Annotated in this window: 28 protein-coding genes and 1 riboswitch; of the genes, 13 read left to right on the top strand and 15 right to left on the bottom strand. The window is 63.9% G+C overall.

From position 1 onward, the window contains the following. Positions 1–71 precede the first annotated feature (71 nt). The 5 genes from sdhC to ABIB35_RS02330 all read left to right on the top strand — a co-directional run bounded on the left by sdhC (position 72) and on the right by ABIB35_RS02330 (position 4,427). Complete coding sequence (gene sdhC, locus ABIB35_RS02350; RefSeq protein ID WP_104055153.1) at positions 72–452, top strand: succinate dehydrogenase, cytochrome b556 subunit; 381 nt, start codon at positions 72–74, stop codon at positions 450–452. Between the two features lie 3 nt (positions 453–455). Next, positions 456–935, top strand: a complete 480-nt coding sequence (locus tag ABIB35_RS02345; protein ID WP_354178566.1) for a succinate dehydrogenase hydrophobic membrane anchor subunit — start codon at positions 456–458, stop codon at positions 933–935. Between the two features lie 72 nt (positions 936–1,007). After that, entirely contained in the window at positions 1,008–2,774 is a 1,767-nt protein-coding gene (gene sdhA, locus ABIB35_RS02340) for a succinate dehydrogenase flavoprotein subunit (RefSeq protein ID WP_354178565.1), read from the top strand. Continuing rightward, on the top strand, positions 2,774–3,550 hold the full coding sequence (locus tag ABIB35_RS02335; RefSeq protein WP_354178563.1) for a succinate dehydrogenase iron-sulfur subunit: 777 nt from the start codon (positions 2,774–2,776) through the stop codon (positions 3,548–3,550). Before sdhA ends, ABIB35_RS02335 begins: the two co-directional genes overlap by 1 nt. A 91-nt stretch (positions 3,551–3,641) precedes the next feature. Next, on the top strand, positions 3,642–4,427 hold the full coding sequence (locus ABIB35_RS02330) for an alpha/beta hydrolase family protein (protein WP_354178562.1): 786 nt from the start codon (positions 3,642–3,644) through the stop codon (positions 4,425–4,427). On the opposite strand, the gene ABIB35_RS02325 is transcribed toward ABIB35_RS02330, so the two are convergent. From ABIB35_RS02325 to ABIB35_RS02300, 6 genes are all read right to left on the bottom strand, one after another. Further along, on the bottom strand, positions 4,424–4,999 hold the full coding sequence (locus ABIB35_RS02325) for a 2'-5' RNA ligase family protein (protein WP_354178560.1): 576 nt from the start codon (positions 4,997–4,999) through the stop codon (positions 4,424–4,426). The two genes, ABIB35_RS02330 and ABIB35_RS02325, sit on opposite strands and share 4 nt — an antisense overlap. 4 nt (positions 5,000–5,003) lie before the next feature. Next, a complete protein-coding gene (trpS, locus tag ABIB35_RS02320) occupies positions 5,004–6,035 on the bottom strand; it encodes a tryptophan--tRNA ligase (RefSeq protein ID WP_354178559.1) in 1,032 nt (343 codons plus the stop codon). Between the two features lie 11 nt (positions 6,036–6,046). Continuing rightward, positions 6,047–6,895, bottom strand: a complete 849-nt coding sequence (locus tag ABIB35_RS02315) for an exodeoxyribonuclease III (protein WP_354178557.1) — start codon at positions 6,893–6,895, stop codon at positions 6,047–6,049. A gap of 91 nt (positions 6,896–6,986) precedes the next feature. Beyond that, on the bottom strand, positions 6,987–7,502 hold the full coding sequence (locus ABIB35_RS02310; protein WP_354178555.1) for a hypothetical protein: 516 nt from the start codon (positions 7,500–7,502) through the stop codon (positions 6,987–6,989). Positions 7,503–7,586: 84 nt separating this feature from the next. Beyond that, complete coding sequence (locus ABIB35_RS02305; protein WP_354178554.1) at positions 7,587–7,949, bottom strand: VOC family protein; 363 nt, start codon at positions 7,947–7,949, stop codon at positions 7,587–7,589. Positions 7,950–8,010: 61 nt separating this feature from the next. After that, the gene (locus tag ABIB35_RS02300) at positions 8,011–8,763 is read right to left on the bottom strand and encodes an SDR family NAD(P)-dependent oxidoreductase (protein ID WP_354178552.1); all 753 of its coding nucleotides are present in this window, start codon (positions 8,761–8,763) and stop codon (positions 8,011–8,013) included. A gap of 185 nt (positions 8,764–8,948) precedes the next feature. Between ABIB35_RS02300 and ABIB35_RS02295 the strand changes: the two genes are divergently transcribed. Next, positions 8,949–9,530 carry an O-acetyl-ADP-ribose deacetylase gene (locus tag ABIB35_RS02295; RefSeq protein ID WP_354178551.1) on the top strand — a complete coding sequence of 194 codons (582 nt, stop codon included), beginning with the start codon at positions 8,949–8,951 and terminating at the stop codon, positions 9,528–9,530. Here the strand turns inward: ABIB35_RS02295 and ABIB35_RS02290 are convergent. From ABIB35_RS02290 to glyA, 5 genes are all read right to left on the bottom strand, one after another. Continuing rightward, a complete protein-coding gene (locus tag ABIB35_RS02290) occupies positions 9,496–10,323 on the bottom strand; it encodes an ABC transporter permease (RefSeq protein WP_502915714.1) in 828 nt (275 codons plus the stop codon). The genes ABIB35_RS02295 and ABIB35_RS02290 overlap by 35 nt on opposite strands. A 2-nt stretch (positions 10,324–10,325) precedes the next feature. Further along, positions 10,326–11,225 (bottom strand): ABC transporter permease, encoded by a 900-nt coding sequence (locus ABIB35_RS02285; protein ID WP_354178549.1) that lies wholly within the window; start codon positions 11,223–11,225, stop codon positions 10,326–10,328. Beyond that, positions 11,218–12,183: an ABC transporter ATP-binding protein gene (locus ABIB35_RS02280; protein WP_354178548.1), complete on the bottom strand. Its 966-nt coding sequence runs from the start codon at positions 12,181–12,183 to the stop codon at positions 11,218–11,220. The genes ABIB35_RS02285 and ABIB35_RS02280 overlap by 8 nt, the downstream gene beginning before the upstream one ends. 78 nt (positions 12,184–12,261) lie before the next feature. Beyond that, the gene (locus ABIB35_RS02275; protein ID WP_354178776.1) at positions 12,262–13,155 is read right to left on the bottom strand and encodes a bifunctional methylenetetrahydrofolate dehydrogenase/methenyltetrahydrofolate cyclohydrolase; all 894 of its coding nucleotides are present in this window, start codon (positions 13,153–13,155) and stop codon (positions 12,262–12,264) included. A gap of 110 nt (positions 13,156–13,265) precedes the next feature. Continuing rightward, positions 13,266–14,549 carry a serine hydroxymethyltransferase gene (glyA, locus tag ABIB35_RS02270; RefSeq protein WP_502915707.1) on the bottom strand — a complete coding sequence of 428 codons (1,284 nt, stop codon included), beginning with the start codon at positions 14,547–14,549 and terminating at the stop codon, positions 13,266–13,268. A gap of 105 nt (positions 14,550–14,654) precedes the next feature. After that, a riboswitch (ZMP/ZTP riboswitch) is annotated at positions 14,655–14,742 on the bottom strand. A gap of 152 nt (positions 14,743–14,894) precedes the next feature. On the opposite strand from glyA, the gene ABIB35_RS02265 reads away from it, so the two are divergent. Next, positions 14,895–16,010, top strand: coding sequence for an NAD(P)-binding domain-containing protein (locus tag ABIB35_RS02265; protein ID WP_354178773.1), 1,116 nt, complete (start codon positions 14,895–14,897; stop codon positions 16,008–16,010). Here the strand turns inward: ABIB35_RS02265 and ABIB35_RS02260 are convergent. Then, the gene (locus tag ABIB35_RS02260; protein ID WP_354178547.1) at positions 15,935–16,477 is read right to left on the bottom strand and encodes a GNAT family N-acetyltransferase; all 543 of its coding nucleotides are present in this window, start codon (positions 16,475–16,477) and stop codon (positions 15,935–15,937) included. The two genes, ABIB35_RS02265 and ABIB35_RS02260, sit on opposite strands and share 76 nt — an antisense overlap. Before the next feature lie 46 nt (positions 16,478–16,523). Here ABIB35_RS02260 and purU point away from each other — a divergent pair, with 46 nt between their 5' ends. The 6 genes from purU to ABIB35_RS02230 all read left to right on the top strand — a co-directional run bounded on the left by purU (position 16,524) and on the right by ABIB35_RS02230 (position 23,283). Continuing rightward, positions 16,524–17,411, top strand: coding sequence for a formyltetrahydrofolate deformylase (purU, locus tag ABIB35_RS02255; protein WP_354178545.1), 888 nt, complete (start codon positions 16,524–16,526; stop codon positions 17,409–17,411). A gap of 43 nt (positions 17,412–17,454) precedes the next feature. Continuing rightward, positions 17,455–17,979, top strand: a complete 525-nt coding sequence (locus ABIB35_RS02250; protein WP_354178544.1) for a gamma carbonic anhydrase family protein — start codon at positions 17,455–17,457, stop codon at positions 17,977–17,979. 90 nt (positions 17,980–18,069) lie between these two features. Further along, entirely contained in the window at positions 18,070–19,713 is a 1,644-nt protein-coding gene (mmsA, locus tag ABIB35_RS02245) for a multiple monosaccharide ABC transporter ATP-binding protein (RefSeq protein ID WP_502915706.1), read from the top strand. Positions 19,714–19,726: 13 nt separating this feature from the next. Further along, positions 19,727–21,019, top strand: a complete 1,293-nt coding sequence (gene mmsB / locus ABIB35_RS02240; RefSeq protein ID WP_354178541.1) for a multiple monosaccharide ABC transporter permease — start codon at positions 19,727–19,729, stop codon at positions 21,017–21,019. Between the two features lie 68 nt (positions 21,020–21,087). Continuing rightward, the gene (locus tag ABIB35_RS02235; protein WP_354178539.1) at positions 21,088–22,167 is read left to right on the top strand and encodes a substrate-binding domain-containing protein; all 1,080 of its coding nucleotides are present in this window, start codon (positions 21,088–21,090) and stop codon (positions 22,165–22,167) included. A gap of 120 nt (positions 22,168–22,287) precedes the next feature. Next, positions 22,288–23,283, top strand: coding sequence for a Gfo/Idh/MocA family protein (locus ABIB35_RS02230; protein WP_354178538.1), 996 nt, complete (start codon positions 22,288–22,290; stop codon positions 23,281–23,283). A gap of 106 nt (positions 23,284–23,389) precedes the next feature. On the opposite strand, the gene ABIB35_RS02225 is transcribed toward ABIB35_RS02230, so the two are convergent. From ABIB35_RS02225 to ABIB35_RS02215, 3 genes are read right to left on the bottom strand one after another with little or no spacing between them, the layout of a single operon-like run. Continuing rightward, positions 23,390–23,986, bottom strand: a complete 597-nt coding sequence (locus ABIB35_RS02225) for a DUF3618 domain-containing protein (RefSeq protein ID WP_354178536.1) — start codon at positions 23,984–23,986, stop codon at positions 23,390–23,392. Then, positions 23,983–24,402: a phage holin family protein gene (locus ABIB35_RS02220; protein ID WP_354178534.1), complete on the bottom strand. Its 420-nt coding sequence runs from the start codon at positions 24,400–24,402 to the stop codon at positions 23,983–23,985. Before ABIB35_RS02220 ends, ABIB35_RS02225 begins: the two co-directional genes overlap by 4 nt. Then, positions 24,402–25,202 (bottom strand): hypothetical protein, encoded by an 801-nt coding sequence (locus ABIB35_RS02215; protein WP_354178532.1) that lies wholly within the window; start codon positions 25,200–25,202, stop codon positions 24,402–24,404. Before ABIB35_RS02215 ends, ABIB35_RS02220 begins: the two co-directional genes overlap by 1 nt. Between the last annotated feature and the right edge of the window lie 227 nt (positions 25,203–25,429).

The raw sequence follows: 25,429 nt of genomic DNA, 5'->3' as shown, positions 1-25,429 counted from the left end.
TGCTGTCGCACCGGCGTCATCACTGCGTGGAAGACACGCCAGCGCCGCTGCGTCGCAGGGAGGAAAATTCAGTGTCGAAGTTACCAGCAGGCACTCTCTACCGCGGCCGTGAAGGCCAGTGGTCTTGGGTTGCCCACCGCATTACCGGCGTGGTGATCTTCTTCTTCCTTTTGGTCCACGTTTTGGATACCTCACTGGTGCGTGTTTCGCCGGAGGCCTACAACGTCGTGATCGGCGCATACAAGAACCCCGTCATGGGCCTCGGCGAGCTTGGGCTCGTTGGCGCCATTGTGTTCCATGCATTCAACGGCGTGCGCGTGATCCTGATCGATTTCTGGAAGAAGGGCCCGAAGTACCAGCGCCAGATGCTGTGGAGCGTCGTCGGCCTTTGGGTGATTACCATGATCGGTTTCTCCATTCGCCACCTTCCCATCGTTTTCGGGGGTCACTAAGCCATGAGTACATCAACCAACGAGGCCGTCTCCATCGAGGCTCCGCGCTCCGGCCGCATGTCCCCCAAGTACGCCCGCACTTCCGGTGGCAAGGGGAACTTCGAGATGCTGGCATGGCTCTTCATGCGCATCTCCGGCGCCATCCTGATCGTGCTGATTTTCACCCACCTGTTCGTCAACCTCATGGTCGGCGACGGAATCCATGCCGTTGACTTCGGTTTTGTAGCCGGCAAGTGGGCCAGCCCGCTGTGGCAGGTCTGGGACCTGGTGATGCTCTGGCTGGCCATGCTGCACGGCACCAACGGTGTCCGCGTGATCATCAATGACTACGCCGATAAGAACTCCACCCGTATGACTTTGAAGAGCATTCTCTACATCGCCTCCGTGGTGATTATTGTGCTCGGCACCCTGGTGATCTTCACCTTTGAGCCGTGCCCGGCCGGTGCGCCCGCGGATCTGATCGCAGACTTCTGCAAGTCGTAGCCGCAGGGTCCGAACCCTCCGGGAACGGGCTCCCACCAAGTTTTACAAGCTTCAACAGAAAGAGCATCTGGTATGCAGGTCCATAAGTACGACGTCGTAATTGTCGGCGCCGGCGGCGCCGGTATGCGTGCCGCCATTGAATCCGGCCAGCGCGCACGTACGGCGGTACTGACCAAGCTGTACCCCACGCGTTCGCACACGGGTGCGGCACAGGGCGGCATGTGTGCAGCACTGGCCAACGTCGAAGAAGACAACTGGGAATGGCACACCTTTGACACCGTCAAGGGCGGCGATTATCTGGTGGACCAGGACGCTGCGGAGGTCATGGCGAAGGAAGCCATCGACGCCGTGCTTGACCTGGAAAAGATGGGCCTGCCGTTCAACCGCACGCCCGAAGGCCGCATTGACCAGCGCCGTTTCGGCGGCCACACCCGCGATCACGGCAAGGCCCCGGTCCGCCGTGCCTGCTACGCCGCTGACCGCACCGGCCACATGATCCTCCAGACGCTCTACCAAAACTGCGTGAAGCACAATGTGGAGTTCTACAACGAGTACTACGTGCTGGATCTGCTGACCGTTACGGACAGCTTCGGCCAGAAGCGCGTATCCGGCGTGGTGTCCTACGACCTGGCCAGCGGCGAACTGCACGTTTTCCAGGCCAAGTCCGTGGTCTTCGCCACCGGCGGCGCCGGCAAGGTCTTCAAGACCACCTCCAACGCGCACACCCTCACCGGTGACGGCATGGGCATCGCGTTCCGGGCAGGCATCCCCCTGGAAGACATGGAGTTCTTCCAGTTCCACCCGACAGGCCTCGCCGGGCTGGGCATCCTGCTTTCCGAAGCAGCCCGCGGTGAAGGTGCCATCCTGCGCAACTCGGAGGGTGAGCGCTTCATGGAGCGCTACGCCCCTACCATCAAGGACCTCGCCCCGCGTGACATCGTGGCCCGCTCCATGGCCAACGAAGTCCGTGAAGGCCGCGGCTGCGGCCCGAACAAGGACTACGTCCTGCTGGACCTGACACACCTGGAGCCGGCGCACATTGACGCCAAGCTTCCCGACATCACCGAGTTTGCCCGCACCTACCTTGGCGTGGAGCCCTACACCGAGCCGGTGCCGGTCTTCCCGACCGCGCACTACGCCATGGGCGGCGTCCCCACCAACATCAAGGCCGAGGTCCTGCAGGACAACGACACCGTAATTCCCGGCCTGTATGCCGCCGGCGAAGTTGCCTGCGTGTCCGTGCACGGCTCCAACCGCCTGGGCACCAACTCTCTGCTGGACATCAACGTTTTTGGCAAGCGCGCCGGCATTAATGCCGCCGAGTATGCCCTGACCGCTGATTTCGTTGACCTGCCGGAAAACCCGGAAGGCACCACCATTGAGCTGCTGGACCACGTCCGCAACTCAGAAGGCACCGAGCGGGTTGCCGAGATCCGCCGGGACCTGCAGAACACCATGGATGCCAACATGCAGGTGTTCCGCACCGCAGACACGCTCAATCAGGTGCTGACCGACATCGCTTCCTTCGAGGAGCGCTACCAGAAGATCAGCGTCCAGGACAAGGGCAAGCGCTTCAACCTGGACCTTCTGGAGGCCGTGGAACTGGGCTTCCTGCTGGAACTGGCGAAGGTCATGACCGTTGCGGCCCTGCACCGCGAGGAATCCCGCGGCGGACACTTCCGCGAGGACTTCCCCGAGCGCGACGACGAGAAATTCATGAAGCACTCGATGGCCTACAAAGTTGACGAAGCCGAGAACGCCGAGCACACCGCCGGCATTCGGCTGGACACCAAACCGGTCATCTTCACGCGCTACGAGCCGATGGTGAGGAAGTACTAATGACAACGGAAATCGCCGAGCCGGCATCCAAGATCAAGCTCCCGGAGTCCGTGGGCGGGGAAATCCCTTCCTTCGAGATCACGCTCAAGGTCCGCCGCTACAACCCCGAGGTATCCGACGAAGGATACTGGGACGAGTGGAAGCTCACCATGTACGGAACGGACCGCGTGCTGGATGCCCTGCACAAGGTCAAGTGGGAGCATGATGGTTCCGTCACCTTCCGCCGCTCCTGCGCCCACGGCGTCTGCGGATCCGATGCCATGCGCATCAACGGCCGCAACCGCCTGGCCTGCAAGACGTTGCTGAAGGACCTTGACACGTCCAAGCCCATCACGGTGGAACCCATCAAGGGCCTTCCGGTGGAGAAGGACCTGATTGTGGACATGGAGCCGTTCTTCCAGTCCTTCCGCGAAGTTATGCCGTTCCTGGTCAGCAAGGGTCACGAGCCCACAAAGGAACGCCTGCAGTCCCCCGAGGACCGCGAGCGTTTCGATGACACCACCAAGTGCATCCTGTGCGCCGCGTGCACCTCATCCTGCCCGGTGTTCTGGACCGACGGACAGTACTTTGGTCCGGCAGCCATTGTGAACGCCCACCGCTTCATCTTCGACTCGCGTGACGACGCCGGAGACATGCGCCTGGAGATCCTCAATGACAAAGAGGGCGTGTGGCGCTGCCGCACCACCTTCAACTGCTCCGAAGCATGCCCGCGAGGCATCCAGGTGACCAAGGCAATTGCCGAGGTCAAGCAGGCCATCCTGAGCCGTTCCGTCTAGCAGTTCGCTCCACCCGCCGGAGGCGGCGTCGGGTAGCCCTGAGGGCTGCCGGACGCCGCCTTCGTCCGTTACAGATCTACGATTGGTTTTCATGCCCGCATTCGAGTCGGTGTCCTTTCCCGGCGTCAACAACACCACTTTGGCCGGCACCATTGACGTGCCCGACGGCGGAGCCCGGGCCTGGGCAGTGTTCTGCCACGGGTTCACGCTGGGCAAAAACAGTGCTGCCGCGTCCAGGATCTCCAAAGCTCTTGCCGCGCACGGCATTGGAGTGCTGCGCTACGACGCCGCGGGCCTGGGCGGATCCACCGGAGCCTGGGAAGACGGAACCTTCACCACCAAAGTGGCGGATATCCACAGCGCGGTTGCCTTCCTCCGCGGACAGGGGCGCGAGGTTTCGCTGCTGATCGGCCATTCCCTTGGCGGAGCAGCTGTCCTGGCCGCTGCCGCTGATCTTCCGGAACTTGATGCCGTGGTCACCATCGCTGCTCCGTTCCGACCATCCCACGTCCTGCACCTCTTTGAGGAAGAGATGCAGACCATCCGGAACGAGGGGTCCGCGCAGGTGGACCTGGGCGGAGGCAGCCTGAAGATCCGAGATGAACTACTGCAGGATCTGGCCGCTCACGACCTCACCGGATGCATTCGGGAACTCCACCGCCCCCTGCTGGTGATGCACTCCCCCACCGACAACACGGTGGGCATCGATAACGCCAGCGAAATCTTTTCCACCGCGAGGCATCCGCGGAACTTTATTTCGCTGGAGGGCTCAGACCACCTGATGGTGGATCGTGCACAGACCAGCCGTGCCGCAGACATTATTGCCGCCTGGTCTGCCGTCTATCTGCCCGCTGCCGACCCCGCAGAAGGGGCCTAAGCCTTCAGCTCCACTTCTTCGCAGAACTTCCAGAGACCAGTGGAGTCGTGTTCGTAGAGTCCGATGGTGCGTACGGTGAACCGTGCCTGGTAGGTCCGCAGGGACTGCATGGCATGATCCATACCGGCGTCACTGACGTCGTGCGCCACCGTGACATGGGGATGGTAGGGGAAGGGCAGGTCCCGGGCGAGCGGCCCACTCTGCATTTCCTTATGCAGCGCAGTGCACTCGTCGTACCCCTCATCGAGCTGCAGGTACACCACCGGTGAGACGGGACGGAACGTTGCTGTGCCGCGCAGCGTCACCTCAAACGGTGCATGGTTTGCCGCTACCTTGCGCACATGCGCGGCTGTTGCTTCCCAGTCATCAGTTTCCGTGGTGGTGACTACCGTGATGTGCGCCGGAATGACTGCGGCCATCGGATCGCCGAAGGATGCCCGTGCCTGGCGCAGCTCTGTGGCCATGGGTTCCGGCACGCCTATCACGATGCCCACACAGGTGCATTCAGGCGCGTGAGTCCCGCCGTCGTCGTCCTCGACGGTGGCCGCTTGAATCGGATTCCAGAGACTCATCGAATCAGACCGCAGTGGAACCCAAAGGCAGGAAACCAACTTTGTTGTACACATCGGCCAGTGTAGCCGACGCAGTTTCCCGGGCTTTGGCGGCACCCACAGCGAGCAGGCGGTCCAGTTCGGCCGGATCTTCGAGCAGGTACAGGGCCCGTTCCCTGATGGGACGGACATGTTCGGTGACAACCTCCGCCAGGTCCCCCTTGAGGTGTCCGTACATCTTTCCTTGGTATTCCTCCACCAGTGTTTCCACGCTCCGCCCCGAAATCAGCGAGTAGATGGACAGCAGGTTGGAGACACCGGGCTTGGCTTCCCGGTCAAAACGCACTTCAGCGCCGTCATCGGTCACAGCGGACTTGATGCGCTTGGCAATGACCTTGTCCGTATCCAGCAGGTTGATCAGCCCGGCGGGCGACGCCGCAGACTTGGACATTTTGGCGGACGGATTCTGCAGGTCATAGATCTTCGCGGCGTCCTTCTGGATGAACACCTCGGGAACGGTGAACGTCTCGCCGTAGCGGGAGTTGAAGCGCTTGGCCAGGTCCCGGCTGAGCTCCACGTGTTGGCGCTGGTCCTCCCCCACGGGGACGCCATGGGGGTTGTAGAGCAGAATGTCCGCAACCTGCAGGATCGGATAGGTAAACAGCCCCACGGACGCTGCGTCCGCGCCGAAGCGCTGCTGCTTGTCCTTGAACTGCGTCATGCGGGAGGCCTCGCCGAAGCCCGTGAGGCAGTTCAGGACCCAGGCCAGCTGCGCGTGCTCCGGAACCTGCGACTGGACAAACAGTGTTGCCTTGTCCACGTCCACGCCGCCGGCGATGTACTGCGCTGCGGTGACGCGGGTGCGCTGGCGCAGGTCCGCGGGGTCCTGCGGCACGGTGATGGCGTGCAGGTCCGGGATGAAGAAGTAGGCGTCGTACTGTTCCTGCAGACGGACCCAGTTCACCAGTGCGCCCAAGTAGTTGCCCAGATGTAGCGAGTCCGCGGAGGGCTGCATCCCGGATAGGATGCGCTGGCGGGAGGGAGTGGAGGTGCTCATGGATTCAACCCTTAGAACTGGTAGTCGACCACAACGGGGGCGTGGTCTGAGAAGCGGCTGTCATAGGTGGCGGCCCGGTCCACGACGGCGGTAACGGCACGTTCGGCCAGCCCGGGTGTGGCCAGGTGGTAGTCAATACGCCAACCGCTGTCGTTGTCGAAGGCCTGTCCGCGCCAGGACCACCAGGTGTACGGCCCGGGCACGTCGCCGGCCAGTTTCCGGGCTACGTCCGTGTAGCCAATCTCCTCGCTGAAGAAACGGTCAAAGTAGGCGCGTTCATCCGGCAGGAATCCGGCCCGCTTGACGTTGCCCTTCCAGTTCTTGATGTCCAGGGTGGTGTGGCCCACGTTGAGGTCACCCACCACCAGGACAAAGTCACTCTGCTGCTTCAACGCGGGCAGCCGTTCGGTCATCACATCCAGGAAACGGTACTTGTCCACCTGCTTGGGGGTGTCAACTTCTCCGGAGTGGACGTAGGCGCTCACCACGGTCAGCATCTTCTCGGCGCCGTCAACGCTCACCTTGAAGTCCGCTTCCACCCAGCGTCCGGACGTCGCAAAGTACTCATCACCAATATGCTCGCGCGTTGCCGCCGGGGTCATCCGGGACGCTATGGCCACACCGGCCCGGCCCTTGGCTTCGGCCTCTGCATGCAGGATGTGCCACTCGTCGCCGAGCAGCTCACGGACCACGGCGTCCGGGGCACGAACCTCCTGCAGGCACAGGATGTCAACGTCCCGTTCCGCCAGCCAGTCGGCCATTCCCCGCTTGTACGCGGCACGGATGCCGTTCACGTTCACGGTCGCAATACGCAGCGCCCTTGCCGGGACTTCGGATTCTCCTGCTGATGCCAAACTCACGCGAATAACCATACTCCTCAGTAGCCTGTGGTTCATCTTGGGGCGCGCGGGCGCGCTGCGCCCGTTCGGGCGGGTTGCGTTCCCGGGACTGTTAGTCCACCAGGGTGCCCTCTACGGGGCCGCCGTCGTCCTTCTTGATCATGGAACGCGCATTGTGCGAGGTAATTTCGATGGTTTCCAGCGCGCGGTTCACCTGGTCTTCATCCTTGCCCAGGTTCTCCCGGATGACGCGGGCCTGCACCTGGACGATCTTGAAGCTGTGGTCCAGCTTCTGATCCCGGATGGTGGTGGCTTCGTCAATGACCTGCACGCTCGGCGTTACGCCGGCCGCCCGGTTCAGCGTGTCCTGTGCTTCGGCCAGCTTTGCGCCGGCCTTGCGGGCCGCGCCGCGGACACTGAAGACCACAAAGGTAAAGAGCAGCAGCCAGCCCAGCGAGATGATGACAACCAGCCACCCGACGACGTCGTTCTCGTTGGCCGCAAACACCACGGCAACCAGGAACACAAAAAGCATCAGGGTCATGCCGAAAGTGGCCATCTTCTGGCTCACCCCGCGGCGGGGCTTGGACGAGGGCTGCGGCATCTTGCCGTGAGGGAGCGACTGCATGGCTTCATTGTCTCAAACTCGGGCCCGAAGCCGGTAAAGCGTCCACCCCCGGCGAAATCGGAGGCTGCCCGGCCGTTTCCACCGTTACCAGGCAACCAGACAGAACGGATGCAAGGCCGGACCCAGGAACACCCTAAATGACGGGCTGCCGCTGTCCATGCTTGTGGCCCCCAGCGTCAGGACCTGCGCTTCGGCCAGGTCCAGTTCATGCACCCGGACATCCAGGTGCAGCTGCTGGGGAAGGTCCGGCCCGGGCCACTGCGGCGGGGCGTAGCCGGTGACTTGGGCGAAGGCGAGCGCGGGGCGGTCCGGGGCGTCGCCGATGGTGACCCAGGATCCGTCCGGCTCATGTTCAACCCGGATCATGCCCAGCAGGGATTCGTAAAAGGACGCCAGGGAATCCGGGTCCGGGCAGTCAATCACGGTTGCGTGCCACGATCCGATCATCAGTGTTCTCCTCACGCCCGGGCTGCGCCCGCCACCTGGGTTGGCAGCGGGTCTGCCGCGCTTACTGGGTGGTGTAGGCCCCGTCCACTGAGTACTGCGCTCCCGTGACAAAGGCTGCTTTGTCCGAGAGAAGGAAAAGGACCACATGTGCCACTTCGGCGGCGGTGCCCAGCCTGCCGGCCGGATGCAGCCCCACCAGCGAGGCATAGACCTCCCGGGGCAGGGCCTCAAGGAGCGGGGTGTCGATGTATCCGGGATGCACCGAGTTCACCCGGATGCCCTGGTCTGCGTATCCCAGGGCTGCGGCCCGGGTCATCCCCGTCACGCCGTGTTTGGCGGTGACATACGGCACCGCAGTGGCGGAACCCACCATTCCCAGGATGGAGGACATATTCACGATGGCCCCTCCCCCGGCCTTCTGCATCTGGGGGATCTGGTAGTACATCCCGTAGAAGACGGAATTGAGGTTCACATCGATGACCCGGCGGTACCCTTCCAGATCGATGTCGGTGAGCAGCCCCAGCGGACCGCTGATGCCGGCGTTGTTGAAGGCCAAATGCAAACCGCCAAACTCGCTGACGGCAGTATCCACGGCACCCTTCACATCCTCGGCCGTGCCCACATCGCCGACGGAAGGCACCGCGGTGCCTCCGGCCTCCACAATCTGGTTCACCACGGCCTGCGCCGCTTCCAGGTCCAGATCATTGACGACGACGTTGGCACCCTCCGCTGCCAGCGCCACCGCCGCAGCTTTGCCGATCCCTGAACCTGCGCCTGTTACCAGTGCAGTTTTCCCCGTGAACTGATCAGCCATTGGTACTCCTCCGGTTGGTTCCCGGCGCTGCCGGGCATGCTGCCTTCGCTCAGGACGGCCCAGCCCCCGGCCTCCTCTCGTCCATGATCCCGTTCGACCTGTCGATGCGGAAGGGAACAGGGCAGGTGCGGACCGGGCAGCACCGAACTGGCGGGCAGCGTAGGGAAAGTGGAACACTGGGCCGCATGCAGATCAGGATCTCCGGCGGAGACATCACCTCCAGCACCGCGGACGCCATTGTCAATGCAGCCAATTCCTCCCTGCTGGGCGGCGGAGGAGTGGACGGAGCCATCCACCGGGCAGCGGGGCCGGCCCTGTTGGCTGCCTGCCGGGAACTGCGGGCCGGAGCCTACGCGCAGGGTCTGCCCGCCGGTGATGCCGTGGCCACCCCGGCCTTTGGTCTTGGGTCCCGCTGGGTGATCCACACTGTGGGCCCCAATGCCCGGGCCGGGCAGAGGGATCCGGCTCTGCTGGCTTCGTGTTTCCGCCGCTCGCTGGAGGTTGCCGAGGAACTCGGCGCCGAATCCGTAGCTTTTCCGGCAATCAGCGCCGGAGTGTACGGATGGGATCCGGCAGCCGTGGCTGACATCGCCCTCCGGACAGTCCGGGACTACCCCGCCCGTTCCGTGGGGACCGTGGAATTTGTGCTCTTTAGCCCTGCCGTTGAGCAGATCTTCCGCTCCGCCCGGCAGGACCTGGCGGCCCTGTCAGGCGGGTCCGACCCCGGAGCGGCTACTTCAGGAACAGGGCCCGAAGACGCCGGGTAGTCACCACCAGCCCCAGCGCAATCATCACCAGAAAATAGAGCAGGTGCCCGGCGGTTGCCCAGGTCAGCATGCCAACGCTGAGCTGCCGCATCATTTCCACTCCGTGCCAGAGGGGCAGGGTCTGGATGAACCACTGGATACCTTCGGGGTAGACACTCAGCGGATAAAACGTCGCGGAGAACAGGAACATGGGCAGCATGACAAAGCCCACCCAGTCCAGCTGCTGGAACGTCTTCATGTAGCTGGTGATCGCCATGCCAAAGGAGGCAAAGCCGAAGGCCACCACCACGGCTGCCGGAATCATCAGCAGCGCCCAGGGGGACGTGACCAGCCCCATGGCAGCCATCACCGCTGTGAACCCGGTGGCGTACATGGCCCCGCGCAGCAGCGCCAGCAGGATTTCGCCCAGTGCCACGTCCAGCGGACCCAGCGAGGTGGCAAGCATGCCTTCGTAGAGCTTGGCGTAGTTCAGCTTGAAGAACACGTTCATGGTGGAGTCGTAGACCGCGCCGTTCATGGCCGAGACGGCCAGCAGGGCCGGGGCAATGTAGTTGGCGTAACCGATCTGCTCGCCGCCCGGACCGGCCACGGTGCCGATCAGGGAACCGAGCCCGATCCCCATGGCCACCAAGTAGAGCACCGGCTCCACGAACCCGCTCACCATCACGGCCCAATTGCTGCCCCAGGTGGCTTTGAGCCCGCGCGCAAACACTGAGCGGATGTTGCGGGCGTACAGGGAACCCAGAAGGCGGTCAGTCGGTTTCAGGCTGGTCGGCGCCAGACGGTTCTGCATGCTCATTTTCCCAGCCTCCGGGTGTAATTACGGCGTGCCAGGAACCAGCCCACTGCTGCAAGCAGCACCAGGTAGGCCAGGTGAACAGCGGTCAGGGCCGCGGGTTCCGCGTAGCCGTAGCTCAGGATCCGACCCAACTCCGTGGAATGCCACAAGGGCGAGATCCAACCGATCCACCGGACGGCCAGCGGCAATGACTCCAACGGAAAGAAGGTACCGGAGAACAGGAACAGCGGCATGACAATGAAGCGCTGCACCATGGCGAACTGGCCCTTGTCCTCAACAAGTGAGGCGCTGAAGGCCATCAGCGGCAGACCGAAGGCCAGTCCGCCGAGGATAGCGGTGAAGATCATCAGCCAGCCGGTGGCAGGCTGTTCCACCGCTCCGAACAGCAGCAGGAAAGCGAAATACGTTCCGGTGGTGATCAGCAGGCGCACAGTGAATCCGATGATGTGCCCGCCCACCAGTTGCTCGCTGGACAACGGCGAGGCATTGGGACCGTAGTACGTCCGGTGCCATTTGAAGCCGCCCATCACCGTGTACGTGTTTTCCTCGCTGGACACCATGATGGCGGCTGTCGCCAGCAGTGCCGGTGCCACGAAGACAAGGTAGGAGACTGTGGTGCCGTCACCGGCGTCGAACGCGGCTCCCTTGGTATCCACCAGGGAGGCCAGACCCACGCCCATCCCGAAGAGGTACACCAGGGGTGTTCCCACAGCGGTCATGAGCACGGTCCAGGCGTAGCCGCGCATGCGCCGAATCCAGTGTTCGGCGTAGTAGACGGCTCCGAAGCGGCGTGCACGCGCGGCCGTCTGTGCCGGGGTCAGCGGCGAACGCAGTCCAAGAACTGTGTGGTGGTTGGCCTCCGCGGGGGTGGGGCCGGAAAGCTGTTGCTCAGTCAACGAGGCTCCGTCCGGTGAGCCGGAGGAACACGTCCTCCAGCGAGGAGCGGCGCACCAGCGACGTCACGGGATGCAGCCCGCGTGAGCTGACCGCTTCCAGTGCCGCCTCGCCGTCGTTCGCGTAGATCAGGACCCGGTCCGGCAGGGTCTCGAGCCGTTCCCCGATTCCTTCCAGTTCCCGGGCCACAGTGGTGTTGCGCTCCGAACCGAAACGCAGCTCCACCACCTCGCGGGTGGAGTGCTCACGGATCAGCGCTGCCGGCGAACCTTCAGCCATGATGGCACCCTTGTCCACCACAATCAGGCGGTCGCAAAGCTGCTCCGCCTCGTCCATGTAGTGCGTGGTGAGGATCAGCGTCACGCCGGCTTCCTTCAGCCGGAAGAGCCGGTCCCACAGAATATGGCGGGCCTGCGGGTCCAGTCCGGTGGTGGGTTCATCCAGCAGGAGGATTTTGGGGTCGTTGATCAGCGACCGGGCGATGGTCAGCCGGCGTTTCATGCCGCCGGAGAGCGAGTCGACGCGGGATTTGGCCTTGTCGGTGAGCTGGGCGAATTCCAGCAGCTCATCTGCCTTGGGCTGCAGGTAGCTCATGGGCAGCCCAAAATAACGGCCGTAGGCCAGCAGGTTGTCGCGGACCCGCAGGTCCTCGTCGAGGTTGTCCTGCTGCGGTACCACGCCCAGATGCGCCCGGACCTCGGGTCCGTAGGTGTTCGGATCCAGCCCCATGATGTTCAGGTGGCCGGAGCTGCGCTGGGAGACGCCGCCGATCATTTTCATGGTGGTGGATTTGCCGGCACCGTTGGGGCCCAGCAGGCCAAAGGATTCCCCCGGCGGGACGTCAAAGGAGATGCCGTTGACGGCGGTGAAATCGCCGTAGGACTTGGTCAGGTCCCGGGCGGAAATAACAAAATCGGAGCTGGTGACAGGGGCTTTTTTGTTTGCTGTGATCTGCGGCACTAGGACAGCATAGTGGACAAAGAGCGGGCCGGAGCGTGTCACCACGATCCGGCCCGCCGCACTGCTTCGACGAGACGGTTAGGCGAGGACTCCCGCTGCGCGCTCGGCCGCCTCCACTACGTTGGAGAGCAGCATGGCCCTGGTCATCGGCCCCACGCCCCCGGGGTTCGGGGAGATCCAGGATGCGACGTCGGCGGCAGCCTTCTCTACGTCGCCGGTGAGGGTGGTCTTGCCGGTGTCCGGATCGGTGACCCGGGTGACGCCCACGTCCAGCACAATCGCGCCGGCCTTCAAATCCTCGGCCTTGATCATTTCCGGGTAACCGGCAGCCGCCACCACCACGTCGGCCTCGCGCAGGTGCTCCAACAGGTCCACGGTTCCGGTGTGCGCCAGGGTTACCGTGGCGTTGATCGGACGGCGGGTCAGCAGCAGCCCCAGCGGGCGGCCCACGGTAACGCCGCGGCCCACCACCAGCACCTTCTTGCCGTTCAGCGAGATGCCGTTGCGGACCAGCAGCTGCACAATCCCGTGCGGGGTGCAGGGAAGCGGAGAGGTCATCGGTTCGCTGACGTTCAGGACCAGCCGGCCCAGGTTCACCGGATGCAGCCCGTCCGCGTCCTTTTCCGGAGCGATCCGTTCCAGGATGGCGTTGGTGTCGATGTGCGCCGGCAGCGGCAGCTGAACAATGTAGCCGGTGGTTGCCGGGTCCTCGTTCAGCTCGTCGAGGACCGCTTCCAGCTCAGCCTGGCTGATGTCTTCGGGCAGGTCACGGCGGATGGAGTTGATGCCCACCTGCGCGCAGTCCTTGTGCTTGCCGCCCACGTAGGAGTGGCTGGCGGGGTCCGCCCCCACCAGCACCGTTCCCAGCCCCGGAGTGACGCCGTGCTTCTCCTTCAGGACCCGCACACGCTCGGTAAGTTCGTCCTTGATCTCGCGGGCGGCCTTGCGCCCGTCCAGGATCTGCGCGGCCACCGGAGTGCCGAAGTCAGTTCTCTCCTTCTTCTCCCAGCCCAGGTTGACACTGTCATCTTCGGGGGTTTCCGGAACGGAACCATTCATGTTGTTGCCCTTCTCCATCTTCGTTACCACTCTTCCTGTCCGGGATACAGCGGAAAATTCTCGGCGAGCGCGGTGACCCGGGCCCGCAATGCCTCGACGTCGGGGGCCGGCTTCAGCGCGGCGGCGATGATCTCGCCCACCTCGGTGAATTCCGCGGCGCCGAAGCCGCGGGTGGCCAGGGCCGGCGTGCCGATCCGCAGGCCGGAGGTGACCATGGGCGGGCGGGGATCAAACGGCACGGAATTGCGGTTCACCGTGATGCCCACGGAGTGCAGCAGGTCTTCGGCCTGCTTGCCGTCCAGGGCTGAATGGCGCAGGTCCACCAGGATCAAATGGACGTCGGTGCCGCCGGTGAGCACCGAGACGCCGTGCTCAGCGACGTCGGGCGCATTCAGGCGCTCGGCGATGATCCGTGCGCCTTCCAGCACGCGTTCCTGCCGCTCCCGGAATTCCTCTGACCCGGCGATCTTGAACGCCACGGCTTTGGCGGCAATGACGTGCATCAGCGGACCGCCCTGCTGGCCCGGGAACACACTGGAGTTCAGTTTCTTGCCGTACTGCTCCTTGGCCAGGATCATCCCCGAGCGGGGGCCGGCGAGGGTCTTATGCACGGTGGAGGTGACGACGTCGGACGCGGGCACCGGGTTCGGGTGCAGCCCGGCGGCCACGAGCCCGGCAAAGTGAGCCATGTCCGTCCACAGGTAGGCGCCCGCCTCATCGGCGATGGATCGGAACGCGTCAAAGTCCAGCTGGCGCGGGTACGCGGACCAGCCGGCAATCAGGACCTGCGGCCGCTCGGCCAGCGCCTGCTCGCGGACCTTGTCCATATCCACGCGGTAGGTCTGCTCATCCACCCCGTAGGCAGCCACTTGATAGAGCTTGCCGGAGAAGTTCAGTTTCATGCCGTGGGTCAGGTGCCCGCCGTGGGCCAGATTCAGGCCCATCAGCTTGTCCCCGGGCTTGATCAGCGCGGATAGCGCGGCAGCGTTCGCCTGCGCACCGGAATGCGGCTGGACGTTCGCGAATTCTGCGCCGAAGAGTGCCTTGACCCGTTCAATGGCGAGGTTCTCCGCCACGTCCACGTGCTCGCAGCCGCCGTAGTACCGGCGGCCGGGGTATCCCTCGGCGTACTTGTTGGTCAGCACGGATCCCTGGGCTTCAAGGACGGACCGCGGGGCAAAGTTCTCTGAGGCGATCATTTCCAGCGTATTGCGCTGGCGGGCCAGCTCATCGTTCAGGACGGCGGCAATTTCCGGATCGACATCGGACAGTTTGGCGTCCGTGACGGGCTGGGTGGAAAGTCTCACAAGGATCTCCTGGGGAAGGGGTTCTATGGGTCAGGCTACCTGCCGGACACCCCCGGCCTCTGTTCGCAAAAAACAGTTCGGGCATGACAAACAGATGAAGGCTTGACCTTCGGTCCAGGCGTGCGATCCGTGGTCTGTACTGCTGTGCCGCTCCCTGGTGGTGGCCCACCTAACGCCAGTTGCGACGTACCTATCGTAACGGACAGCACTGCGCAGCTGCCGAATGTGTCCTGCCAAAGGGGCGGGGCTGCGCCGGCGCGGAATAGGTGGCCGGACAGGCGGGTTGGAGGTACACGGATAGGTGTTGTGGTTTCGAAGGGGATGACTGTGGACAGCGGGGCAACGATGCGCGAACACAACGTTGAGGTGGCGGTCATCGGCGCGGGGCAGGCCGGGCTGAGCGCCGCGTATTACCTGAAGCACCGGGGCTTGGCCGCGGAGTCCGGGTTTGTGGTCCTGGATGCCAATGACGGTCCCGGCGGCGCCTGGCGTCACCGCTGGGATTCGCTCACTCTCGGTTCCGCCCACGGTATTCACGATCTGCCGCGCTTTCCCCTGGGCACCCCCGATCCCCGGGAGCCGGCGTCGTCGGTGGTAAGCCGGTATTACGGCGCCTACGAAACCGAACACGCGCTGCCCGTCCAGCGGCCCGTCCGTGTGCTGGGCGTTTCACAAACTGCTGACGGGCGGCTGCGGATCAGCACCGACCGCGGGGAATGGGTGGCGCGGTTTGTCATCAATGCCACCGGCACCTGGGACAAGCCCTATTGGCCAAGCTATCCGGGTCAGCGGGACTTCCGCGGAACACAGCTGCACACCCGCGATTTTCGCAGCGCCGCCGACTTTGCCGGCCGCCGTGTTCTGGTGGTGGGCGGGGGCACGTCAGCGGTGCAGTTCCTGCTTCAGCTGCACGACGCCGGAGCCGGGACCGTCTGGTCCACGCGGAGGCCGCCGGAATTTACCCGCAGGCCGTTCGACGCCGAATGGGGGCGCGGGGTTGAGCAGGCCGTCAGCGAGCGCACCCGTGCCGGGCTTCCCCCGCTCAGTGTGGTCGCAGCCACCAAGCTGCCGCTGACCGCCCAGTATCAACAGGGGATCGACGACGGCGTCCTGCTCTCGCGCGGACCGCTCACCCGGCTCACCCCGGACGGCGCGGAGTTTGCGGACGGTAGTGCCATCGCTGCCGACGTGTTTCTCTGGGCCACCGGTTTCCGGGCGTCCCTGGACCATCTGGCTTCCCTGCATCTGCGTGAGGCCGGCGGCGGCATCCGGATGGACGGTCCCCGGGTGGTGAAGCTGCCGCAGCTGTTCCTGGTGGGTTACGGGGAATCCTCCTCCACCCTGGGCGCCACCCGCGCCGGACGGGCCGCGGCCATGGCCGCGCTTCAGGGCTGGTCCACGTCCTCCCAGGCGAACTCCGTCACGGTGTCCAGTTCCCAGTCGCGGCGCAGCACGGCGTAGGTGACGGAGGCGATCCACTGCCCGTCGTCCAGCGGCCAGTCCTCCCGGTAATGGGCTTCCTTCAGGAACCCGGAGCGCAGGAAGGTCTTCCGCATGGCGATGTTGTCTTCGCGGGTCCTGCCGGCGAAACGGTGCGCCCCGGGCCGGTCGGAGAACACCAGCCCGGTCAGGGCACGCAGCACGGGCACGCCGCTGCCCCGGCCCCTGGCCTCTTCCACCAGGCGGAGGTCAAAGGTGGGGCACCCGCTTTGGAGCCGCTCCAGGATGACCAGCCCGAGCCGCTGGTTGTCTCCGAACACCCAGTAGGTGCAGACGCCGTCGGCCTCAAACCTGCCGTCGACAATCAGCTGGCGGACCATCTCCTGGGACGGCGCGGTGATCCTGTGATAAGGAAAGCTGTTGGTGGTCAGGAACTTGACCAGCTCTTCATCGTCCCTGTCGGAGAGCTGCATGAAGGTTACGTCCATCTCCTTAGCCTAAGCGAGCACTTCGCGGGCAGGTAACCTTGGAACCGTGACTGAATTCCCCGCCGCCCCCGCCGCAGCCGTGTCTAACGCCGCTTCCGCCTTCACCCTCACCCTGTCCTGCCCGGACCAGCCCGGCATTGTCCATGCCGTGTCCGGAGGGCTGGTGGCCGCCCGGGGAAATATTACGGAATCCCAGCAGTACGGCAGCCCGGAAACGGGAACATTCTTCATGCGGGTGGACTTCACCGCGCCCGGTTCCCATGCGGAGGTACGGGATGCGCTGGCACCTGTGGCCGAGGCCTTCGGCATGGACTGGCAGCTGCATCCGGCCGGCGCCCCGGTGCGCACGCTCATCATGGTCTCTAAATCAGGTCATTGCCTCAATGACCTGCTCTTCCGTCAGCGGGCCGGAACGCTGCCGATCGAAATCCCCGCGATTGTCTCCAACCACCAGGACCTGGCGGGGCTGGCAGCCTTCTATGGCATTCCCTTCCATCACATCCCGGTGACGCCGGACACCAAGGACGACGCGGAGCAGCAGCTGCGCATCCTCATGCAGGACCTGGACATTGATCTGGTGGTGCTGGCCCGCTACATGCAGATCTTGAGCAATCAACTGTGCCGTGACCTTTCCGGCCGGGCGATCAACATCCACCATTCCTTCCTGCCCTCCTTTAAGGGAGCCCGGCCGTACCACCAGGCCCATGCCCGCGGCGTGAAGCTTATCGGCGCCACCGCGCACTACGTCACGTCCGACTTGGACGAGGGGCCCATCATTGAACAGGAAGTCATCCGCGTGGATCACTCCCGTTCGGCCGCGCAGCTGGCGGCCCTGGGCAGCGACGTCGAAGGCCGGACGCTCTCCAAAGCCGTGCAGTGGCACGCCGAGCACCGGGTCCTGCTGGACGGCAAACGGACCATCGTCTTCAACTGACCCCTGTAGCTTCCCCTGCCGCCGCCCCGGCTAGGCTGGCGGGATGGCATACGTAATTACGCTCCGGGGCAAGACTCCGCAGTCAGATCCCTCCGTTTTCCTCGCGCCCACGGCTTCACTTATCGGTGACGTCATCATGGGTCCGGGCTCCAGCGCCTTTTACGGCGTGTGTGTCCGCGGGGACTCCAACTCCATCCGCGTGGGTGCAGGCAGCAATCTGCAGGACAACGTGGTGCTGCACGCGGACCCGGGCTTTCCCACCACGGTGGGCGAGCGGGTCAGCGTGGGCCACAACGCCGTTGTCCACGGCTGCACCGTGGAGGACGACTGCCTGATTGGCATGAGCGCCACCGTCATGAACGGTGCCGTGGTGGGGGCGGGTTCACTCGTCGCTGCCGGAGCGGTGGTCCTGGAAGGAACAGTCATCCCGCCGCGCTCTCTGGTGGCGGGCGTGCCGGCCAAGGTCCGCCGCGAACTCACTGATGAGGAGTTCGACGGCGTGCGGCAGAACGCCGCCAACTACCTGGCCACGGCGGCCGCGCACCGGGACGCTCTGCTGGATAGCTGAACCCGGGGCCGATGCGCGGGTTTAAGCCCGCCGGATGCGTTCCGATGTTGACCACGTCTTTCCGGCGGGGTTTTACTGGCGTATCGGCCCATGGGATCTTGGCGGGTAATCCCGGACTGCTTCGTGACAATGAAGTCCCTCTGGGAGGCACCCATGCGAGCAGCGTCAGCTAGCCCCACCATCCTGCAGATGCGCTCCATCACCAAAGAGTTCCCCGGTGTCAAAGCCCTTGCCGACGTCTCGCTGACCGTCCGCGCAGCCGAAATCCACGCCATCTGCGGAGAAAACGGTGCCGGCAAATCAACGTTGATGAAGGTGCTCTCGGGCGTTCACCCCTACGGCACGTATACCGGGGAGATTATCTTCCTGGGTCACGAAGTCCGGTTCCGGGACATCCGTTCCAGCGAAGCAGCCGGAATTGTGATCATCCACCAGGAGCTCGCGCTGATCCCCGAGCTCTCCATTGCGGAGAATATTTTCCTGGGCAATGAGCCCGGCCGCTTCGGAGTCATCAACTGGGACGCCGCCAACAACGAGGCCATCGAGCTGATGGCGCGGGTAGGCCTGAGCGATGATCCCACCACTGCCGTGAAGGACCTTGGCGTGGGCAAGCAGCAGCTCGTGGAAATCGCCAAGGCCCTCAGTAAACGGGTCAAGCTGCTGATCCTGGACGAGCCCACCGCCGCGCTGAACGAAACCGACTCGCAGCATCTGCTGGACCTGATCGCCGGGCTGCGCGCCAAGGGCATCGCGTGCATCATGATTTCCCACAAACTCAATGAAATCGAACGGATCGCCGACTCGATCACCATCATCCGGGACGGAAAGTCGATTGAAACCATCGACGTGGCTGCCGACGGGGCGGACGAAGACCGGATCATCAAGGGGATGGTGGGGCGTTCCCTGGAGTCCCGGTTCCCCGAGCACACACCGGAGATCGGCGAAACCTTTTTTGAGGTCCGCGGCTGGACGGTGGGCCACCCCCAGATCGCCGACCGCCTGGTCTGTAAGGGATCAAATTTCCACGTCCGCCGCGGTGAGATTGTGGGCTTTGCCGGACTTATGGGTGCCGGCCGCACCGAGCTCGCCCGGTCCGTCTTCGGCCGGTCCTACGGCAACTTTCTTTCCGGCACCATCACCAAGGACGGCCGGGAGGTGGCATTGAAATCCGTCACCTCCGCGATCCGGAACGGTCTGGCCTATGTGACCGAGGACCGCAAATCCCTGGGTTTGAACCTCCTGGACGACATCAAGGCCACCACGGTGTCCGCGGACCTGCAGAAGATCACCAACGGGTTGGTGGTGGACGACGACGCCGAATACCGTTTCGCGGAGCAGTACCGCAAGAGCCTGCGCACCAAGGCACCGTCGGTGGATGAGGGGGTTTCCAAACTCTCCGGCGGCAACCAGCAGAAAGTGGTGCTGTCCAAGTGGATGTTCACCGATCCGGACCTGCTGATTCTGGACGAGCCCACGCGGGGCATCGATGTTGGTGCCAAATATGAGATCTACGGCATCATCTCGCAGCTGGCCCATCAGGGCAAAGGCATCATCGTCATCTCCTCCGAGCTGCCGGAACTGCTGGGACTCTCGGACCGCATCTACGCCATTTTTGAAGGCGCCATCACCGGTGAGGTGTCCCGGGCCGAGGCCACCCAGGAAAACCTCATGAGGCTGATGACCTCGTCCGGCCGGAAACCCGCCGGCGCCGCCGCTCAAGGAGAGCCCGCATGAAAGCACCTACGGCATGAAAGCCCTGAAGCAGCTCCTCGGCGGAAACGGCCGCCAGTTCGGAATGGTCCTGGCGCTGGTGGCGCTGGTGGCGGTGTTCCAGATTGCCACCGGCGGAAAGATGCTCACCTCCACCAACGTGATGAACCTCTTCAACGGCAACTCCTACATCCTCATCCTTGCCGTGGGCATGGTCTTTGTCATTATTGCCGGGCACATTGACCTCTCTGTTGGCTCCGTCGCAGCGTTCACCGGAATCGTGGTGGCGATGGCCATGCGGGACTGGGGCCTGCCCTGGTACGGCGGGATCCTGCTTGGTCTGGCGGTAGGGGCACTGATAGGTGCCTGGCAGGGGATGTGGGTGGCGTACGTCGGAATACCCGCCTTCATTGTCACGCTGGCGGGCATGCTGATCTTCCGCGGCGCCAACCAGTGGCTGGGCCGCTCCAACACGGTCCCCGTTCCGCCGGAATTCCAGGCGATCGGCTCGGGCTACCTCCCGGAAGTCGGCCCCGACACGGGTTTTAACAACCTCACGGTTCTGCTGGGCCTGGGACTGTGCGCGGCAGTCGTCACCGGAGAAATCCGCAAACGGCGGCGGAACACGCGCCGCGGCTCGGAGAACCCGCCCACGTGGGTCTCAGTGGTTAAGACGGGCCTGCTGTGCGCGGCCATCCTGTATGCGACCTACCTCTTCGCGACCGGCCGGCCGGGGACATCCTTCCCCATCTCCGGGATCATCCTGGGCGTGCTGGTCATCTTTTACGCCTTCATTTCCAACAAGACCATCTTTGGCCGTCATATCTACGCCGTGGGCGGCAACCGCCATGCTGCGGAGCTTTCCGGTGTCCAAAGCAAGAAGGTCAACTTCCTGGTCATGATGAACATGTCCATCCTGGCGGCGCTGGCCGGCATGATTTTCATTGCCCGTGCCACCGCCTCCGGTCCGGCCGACGGGACCGGCTGGGAACTGGACGCCATTGCCGCCGTGTTTATCGGCGGCGCTGCCGTGAGCGGCGGCGTCGGCACCGTCGTCGGCTCTGTGGTTGGCGGCCTGGTCATGGCTGTGCTGAACAACGGGCTGCAGCTGCTCGGCATCGGCACGGAACGCACCTCCATCATCAAGGGCCTGGTGCTGCTGCTGGCGGTGGCTCTGGATGTGTGGAACAAGACCCAGGGCAAACCGTCCCTGACCGGGCTGATTATGCGGAACTTCGGCGGCGGACCCAAAACCAAGGAACCGGCATCCGCGGCCGCGCCCGACCCCCTGCCCACGGAAACCAAAACTGTCATCGGCACCGATGTCTGAGTCTTCCGCGGGCAGCTCCCCCTCCCCGTTAAACCCGATCGGCACCACAACCCAGAGAGAGAATCCAGATGCGTAAACTTGCCAAGACCCTAGCCGTCGCTGCAACCGTGACCGCACTGTCGCTGTCCGCCTGCGGCCGTTCCGATGAATCCACTGAATCAGAAACGTCTGCCGGTTTTGGAGACGGAACCGTCATTGGCGTTTCCCTGCCGCAGAAAACCTCGGAGAACTGGGTCCTTGCCGAGGGTCTCTTCAATGACGGGCTCACCGAAGCCGGCTATGACCCCCAGGTCCAGTTCGCCAACGGTGGTGCCTCCGAGCAGCAGAACCAAATCAGCGCCATGATCACCAACGGCGCCAAGGTCCTGGTGATCGGCGCCGTGGACGGCAGCCAGCTTGGCACGCAGCTGCAGGAAGCCAAGGACGCCGGCATCACCGTCATCGCCTATGACCGCCTCCTCACCAACACGGAGAATGTCGACTACTACGCGGCCTATGACAACTACACGGTGGGCACCCTGCAGGGCCAGGCACTGCTGGCGGGGATGGCCGAGAAGGGCGAGGGACCCTACAACATTGAGCTCTTCGCCGGCTCACCCGACGACGCCAACGCCCCGGTCTTCTTCGAAGGCGCCATGAGTATCCTCCAGCCGGAAATCGACAGCGGAAACCTGGTGGTCGTGTCCGGGCAGACCGCGTTCGAGAACGCATCCACCCAGGGATGGAAGGCAGAGAACGCGCAAAACCGCATGGACACCCTGCTCTCAGCCAACTACGCGTCGGAGGACCTGGACGGGGTCCTCTCCCCCAATGACACCCTGGCACGGGCCATCCTGACCTCGGTCGAGTCCGCCGGAAAGCCGCTGCCTACCGTCACGGGCCAGGACTCGGAGGTGGAGTCCGTCAAACTGATCATGGACGGCAAGCAGTACTCCACCATCAACAAGGACACCCGGGCACTGGTCAGCCAGACCATTGACATGGTCACTTCCCTCGGTTCCGGTGAACAACCTGAAACGAACAACACCGATTCCAACAACGGCGTCAAGGACGTCCCCGCCTACCTGCTGGAGCCGGTGATCGTTACCAAGGAGAACGCTGCTCAGTCCTACGCGAATGACCCCGTCCTGTCCGAACTCGTGCAGTGATCCTGCCGGTAGCCGGCGGAGAAGATCACCATGAATTTCCCGTATATTCCCGCCCCGCCATGTGCTGTCCCGGGGGCACCGAACCCAGTCCAGAAGACCGGGAGGACCCTACGGTGGGGTGTGGTCGCCACGGGAAACGCCGCGGCAAAGGTCACTGAGGACATTGCGCGGCTGGAAGATGCAGTGCTGCACGCGGTCAGTTCCCGCAGCGAGACGGCGGCGGCAGAGTTTGCGGAGCGGTTCGGTTTCACCCGCGCCTACTTCGACGACCATCGGGCCAAGGGCTATCGGCACCTGATCGAGGACCCGGAGGTGGACGTTGTTTACGTTGCGGCTCCGCATGCCCAGCATTACGGGATCACCCGGGATGCCCTGGTGAGCGGAAAACATGTGCTGTGCGAAAAGTCCCTGACCATCAACGCCAGGGAGGCTGAAGACCTCATAGCGCTGGCGTCCTCGCGCGGCCTGTTCCTGATGGAGGCAGTCTGGACGCGGTTCCTGCCCTGCATCAACCGGATCTGGGAGATCCTCGCCCTGGGCGAATTGGGGGACGTCCGCTGGGTACAGGCCGATCTTGGCTTCCGTGCCCCGCCGGATCCAGCCAGCCTGCTCTGGGATCCGGAGACGGGCGGCGGAGCATTGTTGGACCTTAGCGTGTTTCCCCTGACGCTTGCGGTGGGTGCGCTTGGTTTTCCCCACCGGGTAGATGCCGTTGGGGCAGTGAACGCCGACGGCGTCGACATCCAGAATGCGCTGCTGCTGGCGTATCCATCGGGGGCCTCGGCGCAGCTGGTGTCCTCCCTGGTTTCTGAAGGCACCCGCACAGCCACAATTTCCGGAACCGGGGGGTGGCTGCGGACCGGGGCACCGCTGCATAATCCGGTGGAGCTGACCGTGCATCCGTATCCCGGCGCACAGCGGGTGGAACGGTTTCCCCAAGTGGGAAACGGATATACCTACGAACTGCGCGAAGTCACCCGGTGCATCCAGGCCGGCCTGACGGAATCTCCCACCATGAGCTGGGAGCACTCGCTGGCGGCAATGCGGCTGTTCGACGACGCCAGGCGCCAGATCGGCGTGCTGTACGCCAACGATTCCCCGGCCCGCTCCGGATAGCTAGCCGCGGTAAGGCAAAAGCGGCCCTGCAGGATGCAGGACCGCTTTTGCCTTAGTGTTCCCTCAGACTGCCACGTTCTTAGACGTCAGGCGACGTGTGCGGAAGTCAGGCGTTACGGACGTTATCCTTCGCATCCGCCGCCCTGCCCTTCACATCCTCGGCAGCGCTCTGACCCTCCTGCTTGACGTTCTGGGCCGCATCCGCTGCCGTTGCCCTGACATTTTCCATGGCTTCCTGGGCAGGCTCTTTAAGGCCCTGCGCCACTTCCCTAGCCGCCTCGGTGACCTGGTTGGTCAGGGGCTCGGCCGCAGTCTTGATGTTGTCCGCTGCAACTCGTTCCTTCTCGCTGGCCGGGATCAGCGACGCCGCCAGCAGCCCGGCGCCAAAGGCGATCAGGCCTGCGGCCATCGGGTTTCCCTGTGCCTTACCGGCGAGCTTCTGCTGGGCGTCCCCCACCGCCGAGCCGGCGCCGGTCATGCCCTTGGACGCGGAACCGGTGCCGGACTGTACTTTGTCAGTCATCTGATCTGCTGCTCCCATCACTTTGTCCTTGACGCCAAAAACTGCGTCCTTCACCTTGTCCGTCTGACGCTGGACAATGTGGGACGGCGTCACTTTGTCAGCGACGGCGTCCACGTTGCTTCCAAGCCTGCGGCGGGTCTCTTCTATGTCTGCGCGTATGGCGTCCGGGTTGTCGCTCATCGTGGGTCCTCATTCGGTTTCAGGGTTCCAGGGATTTCCTGCAGCGTCTGCGCGGTCTGCGGCATTCCTTTGATCTTGCGCATCTCCGTGCGTCCACGCACGGCTAGGACGGCAGCAATAATGCCCCAAATCACGGCTACTACAAGTCCGGACCAGCCAAGGCCGATCAGGTGACCGAGCGCCTGCCACAGGGCGATCGAGAGAAACAGGAGCAAAAAATAGCCGGCCACGGCAGCGCCCGCAAACATGCCCGCTCCCTTACCTGCGCGGGTGGCCGACTGCTTTAGTTCAACCTTCGCCAGTTCCACTTCCTGGCGCACGAGGGTCGACATATCCTGGGTGACCTGCCCCAACAGATCACCCAGAGAGGCACCTTCGGCCTTTGCGGTGGACGGTTCGGGAATTTCGGTGCTCATCAGTGCCGACCACCGCTGAACGGATCGTTGGCCCGCGTGCCCGTCCCGGGAAGCTGGTCATCGGAAGCCGGCGGACGCCCCGCCGGAACAGTGGGCTCCGCAAAGGGGTCGTTAGACACTCCACCGGCGTTCACAGTCCCCGTACCGGCAGCGTAGGTGGGCTGCTCGGGCGGTTCGGGCGGGTAGATCGTTTCCTGAGTGGTGCTGCCCGCCGGGGTTCGGGTGCCAGCCGCTGAAGGTACTCCGGCGGCAGGCTGTTGATCCGGCACTCCCGCGCTCAAACTCTTGTTCAGCCGGCCGGCAAGGAACCCGGCACCGGCGGCTATGGCAAGAAAAGCCACCGGACGCTGCCGGGCGAAGCTCTTGACCTCATCCACCAGCGATCCCGGATTGCGGTTGTCCAGCCAGGAGGCAACTGATGAGGACCGTTCTGCTGCCTGGCGCACCAAATCAGTGGCTACTCCGGACTGGTCGGAGTTATCAGCCATGGACTGAAGCTCACCGGCGACGGACCGCAGTCCCTCGGCAACTTTCTGCTGCTGGGCGCCTGCCTGATCCGTCAGGTCAGTCCGCGCCTGTTCAAATAGACCCCTGGCACTGGCTGCTGCCTCGGAGGCGACGCCGGCGGCTTCGGTCTTGGCGGTTTCCGCCACATGGGCCGCGCTGCCGGCCGCATCCTGGGCTACTCCTGCAGCTTCATCCTTTGCCGCTCCGGCCCCAGCGGTTTTGGTGTCCGCTGAAGTGCCCTGCGTCGCGGTAGCGGCATGGCTTCCGTCTCTGGGCCACTCGTTCTCTGTCATCGTCGCTCTCTCCTAAATCGTTACGGATGAAGAATCAGAATCCTGCCGATGAGAATCAACCGGACTAACATCACGATCATAAGCATACTTACTATAATTTAGAAGAGTAAAAGTAAGTATGCTTATCATGATCCCCGCCGGACTTTGCTGGGAGCCCCCAATACCCTTGCAGCCTCCTGCGGCACGTGCTTGGCTGGCGGCTTGATCACCCCGGGTTCCAGTCCGGA

The sequence above is a fragment of the Arthrobacter sp. UYP6 genome (genome assembly GCF_040547315.1).
Taxonomy (GTDB): domain Bacteria; phylum Actinomycetota; class Actinomycetes; order Actinomycetales; family Micrococcaceae; genus Arthrobacter_B.
This window is presented reverse-complemented; position numbering and strand designations above follow the sequence as displayed.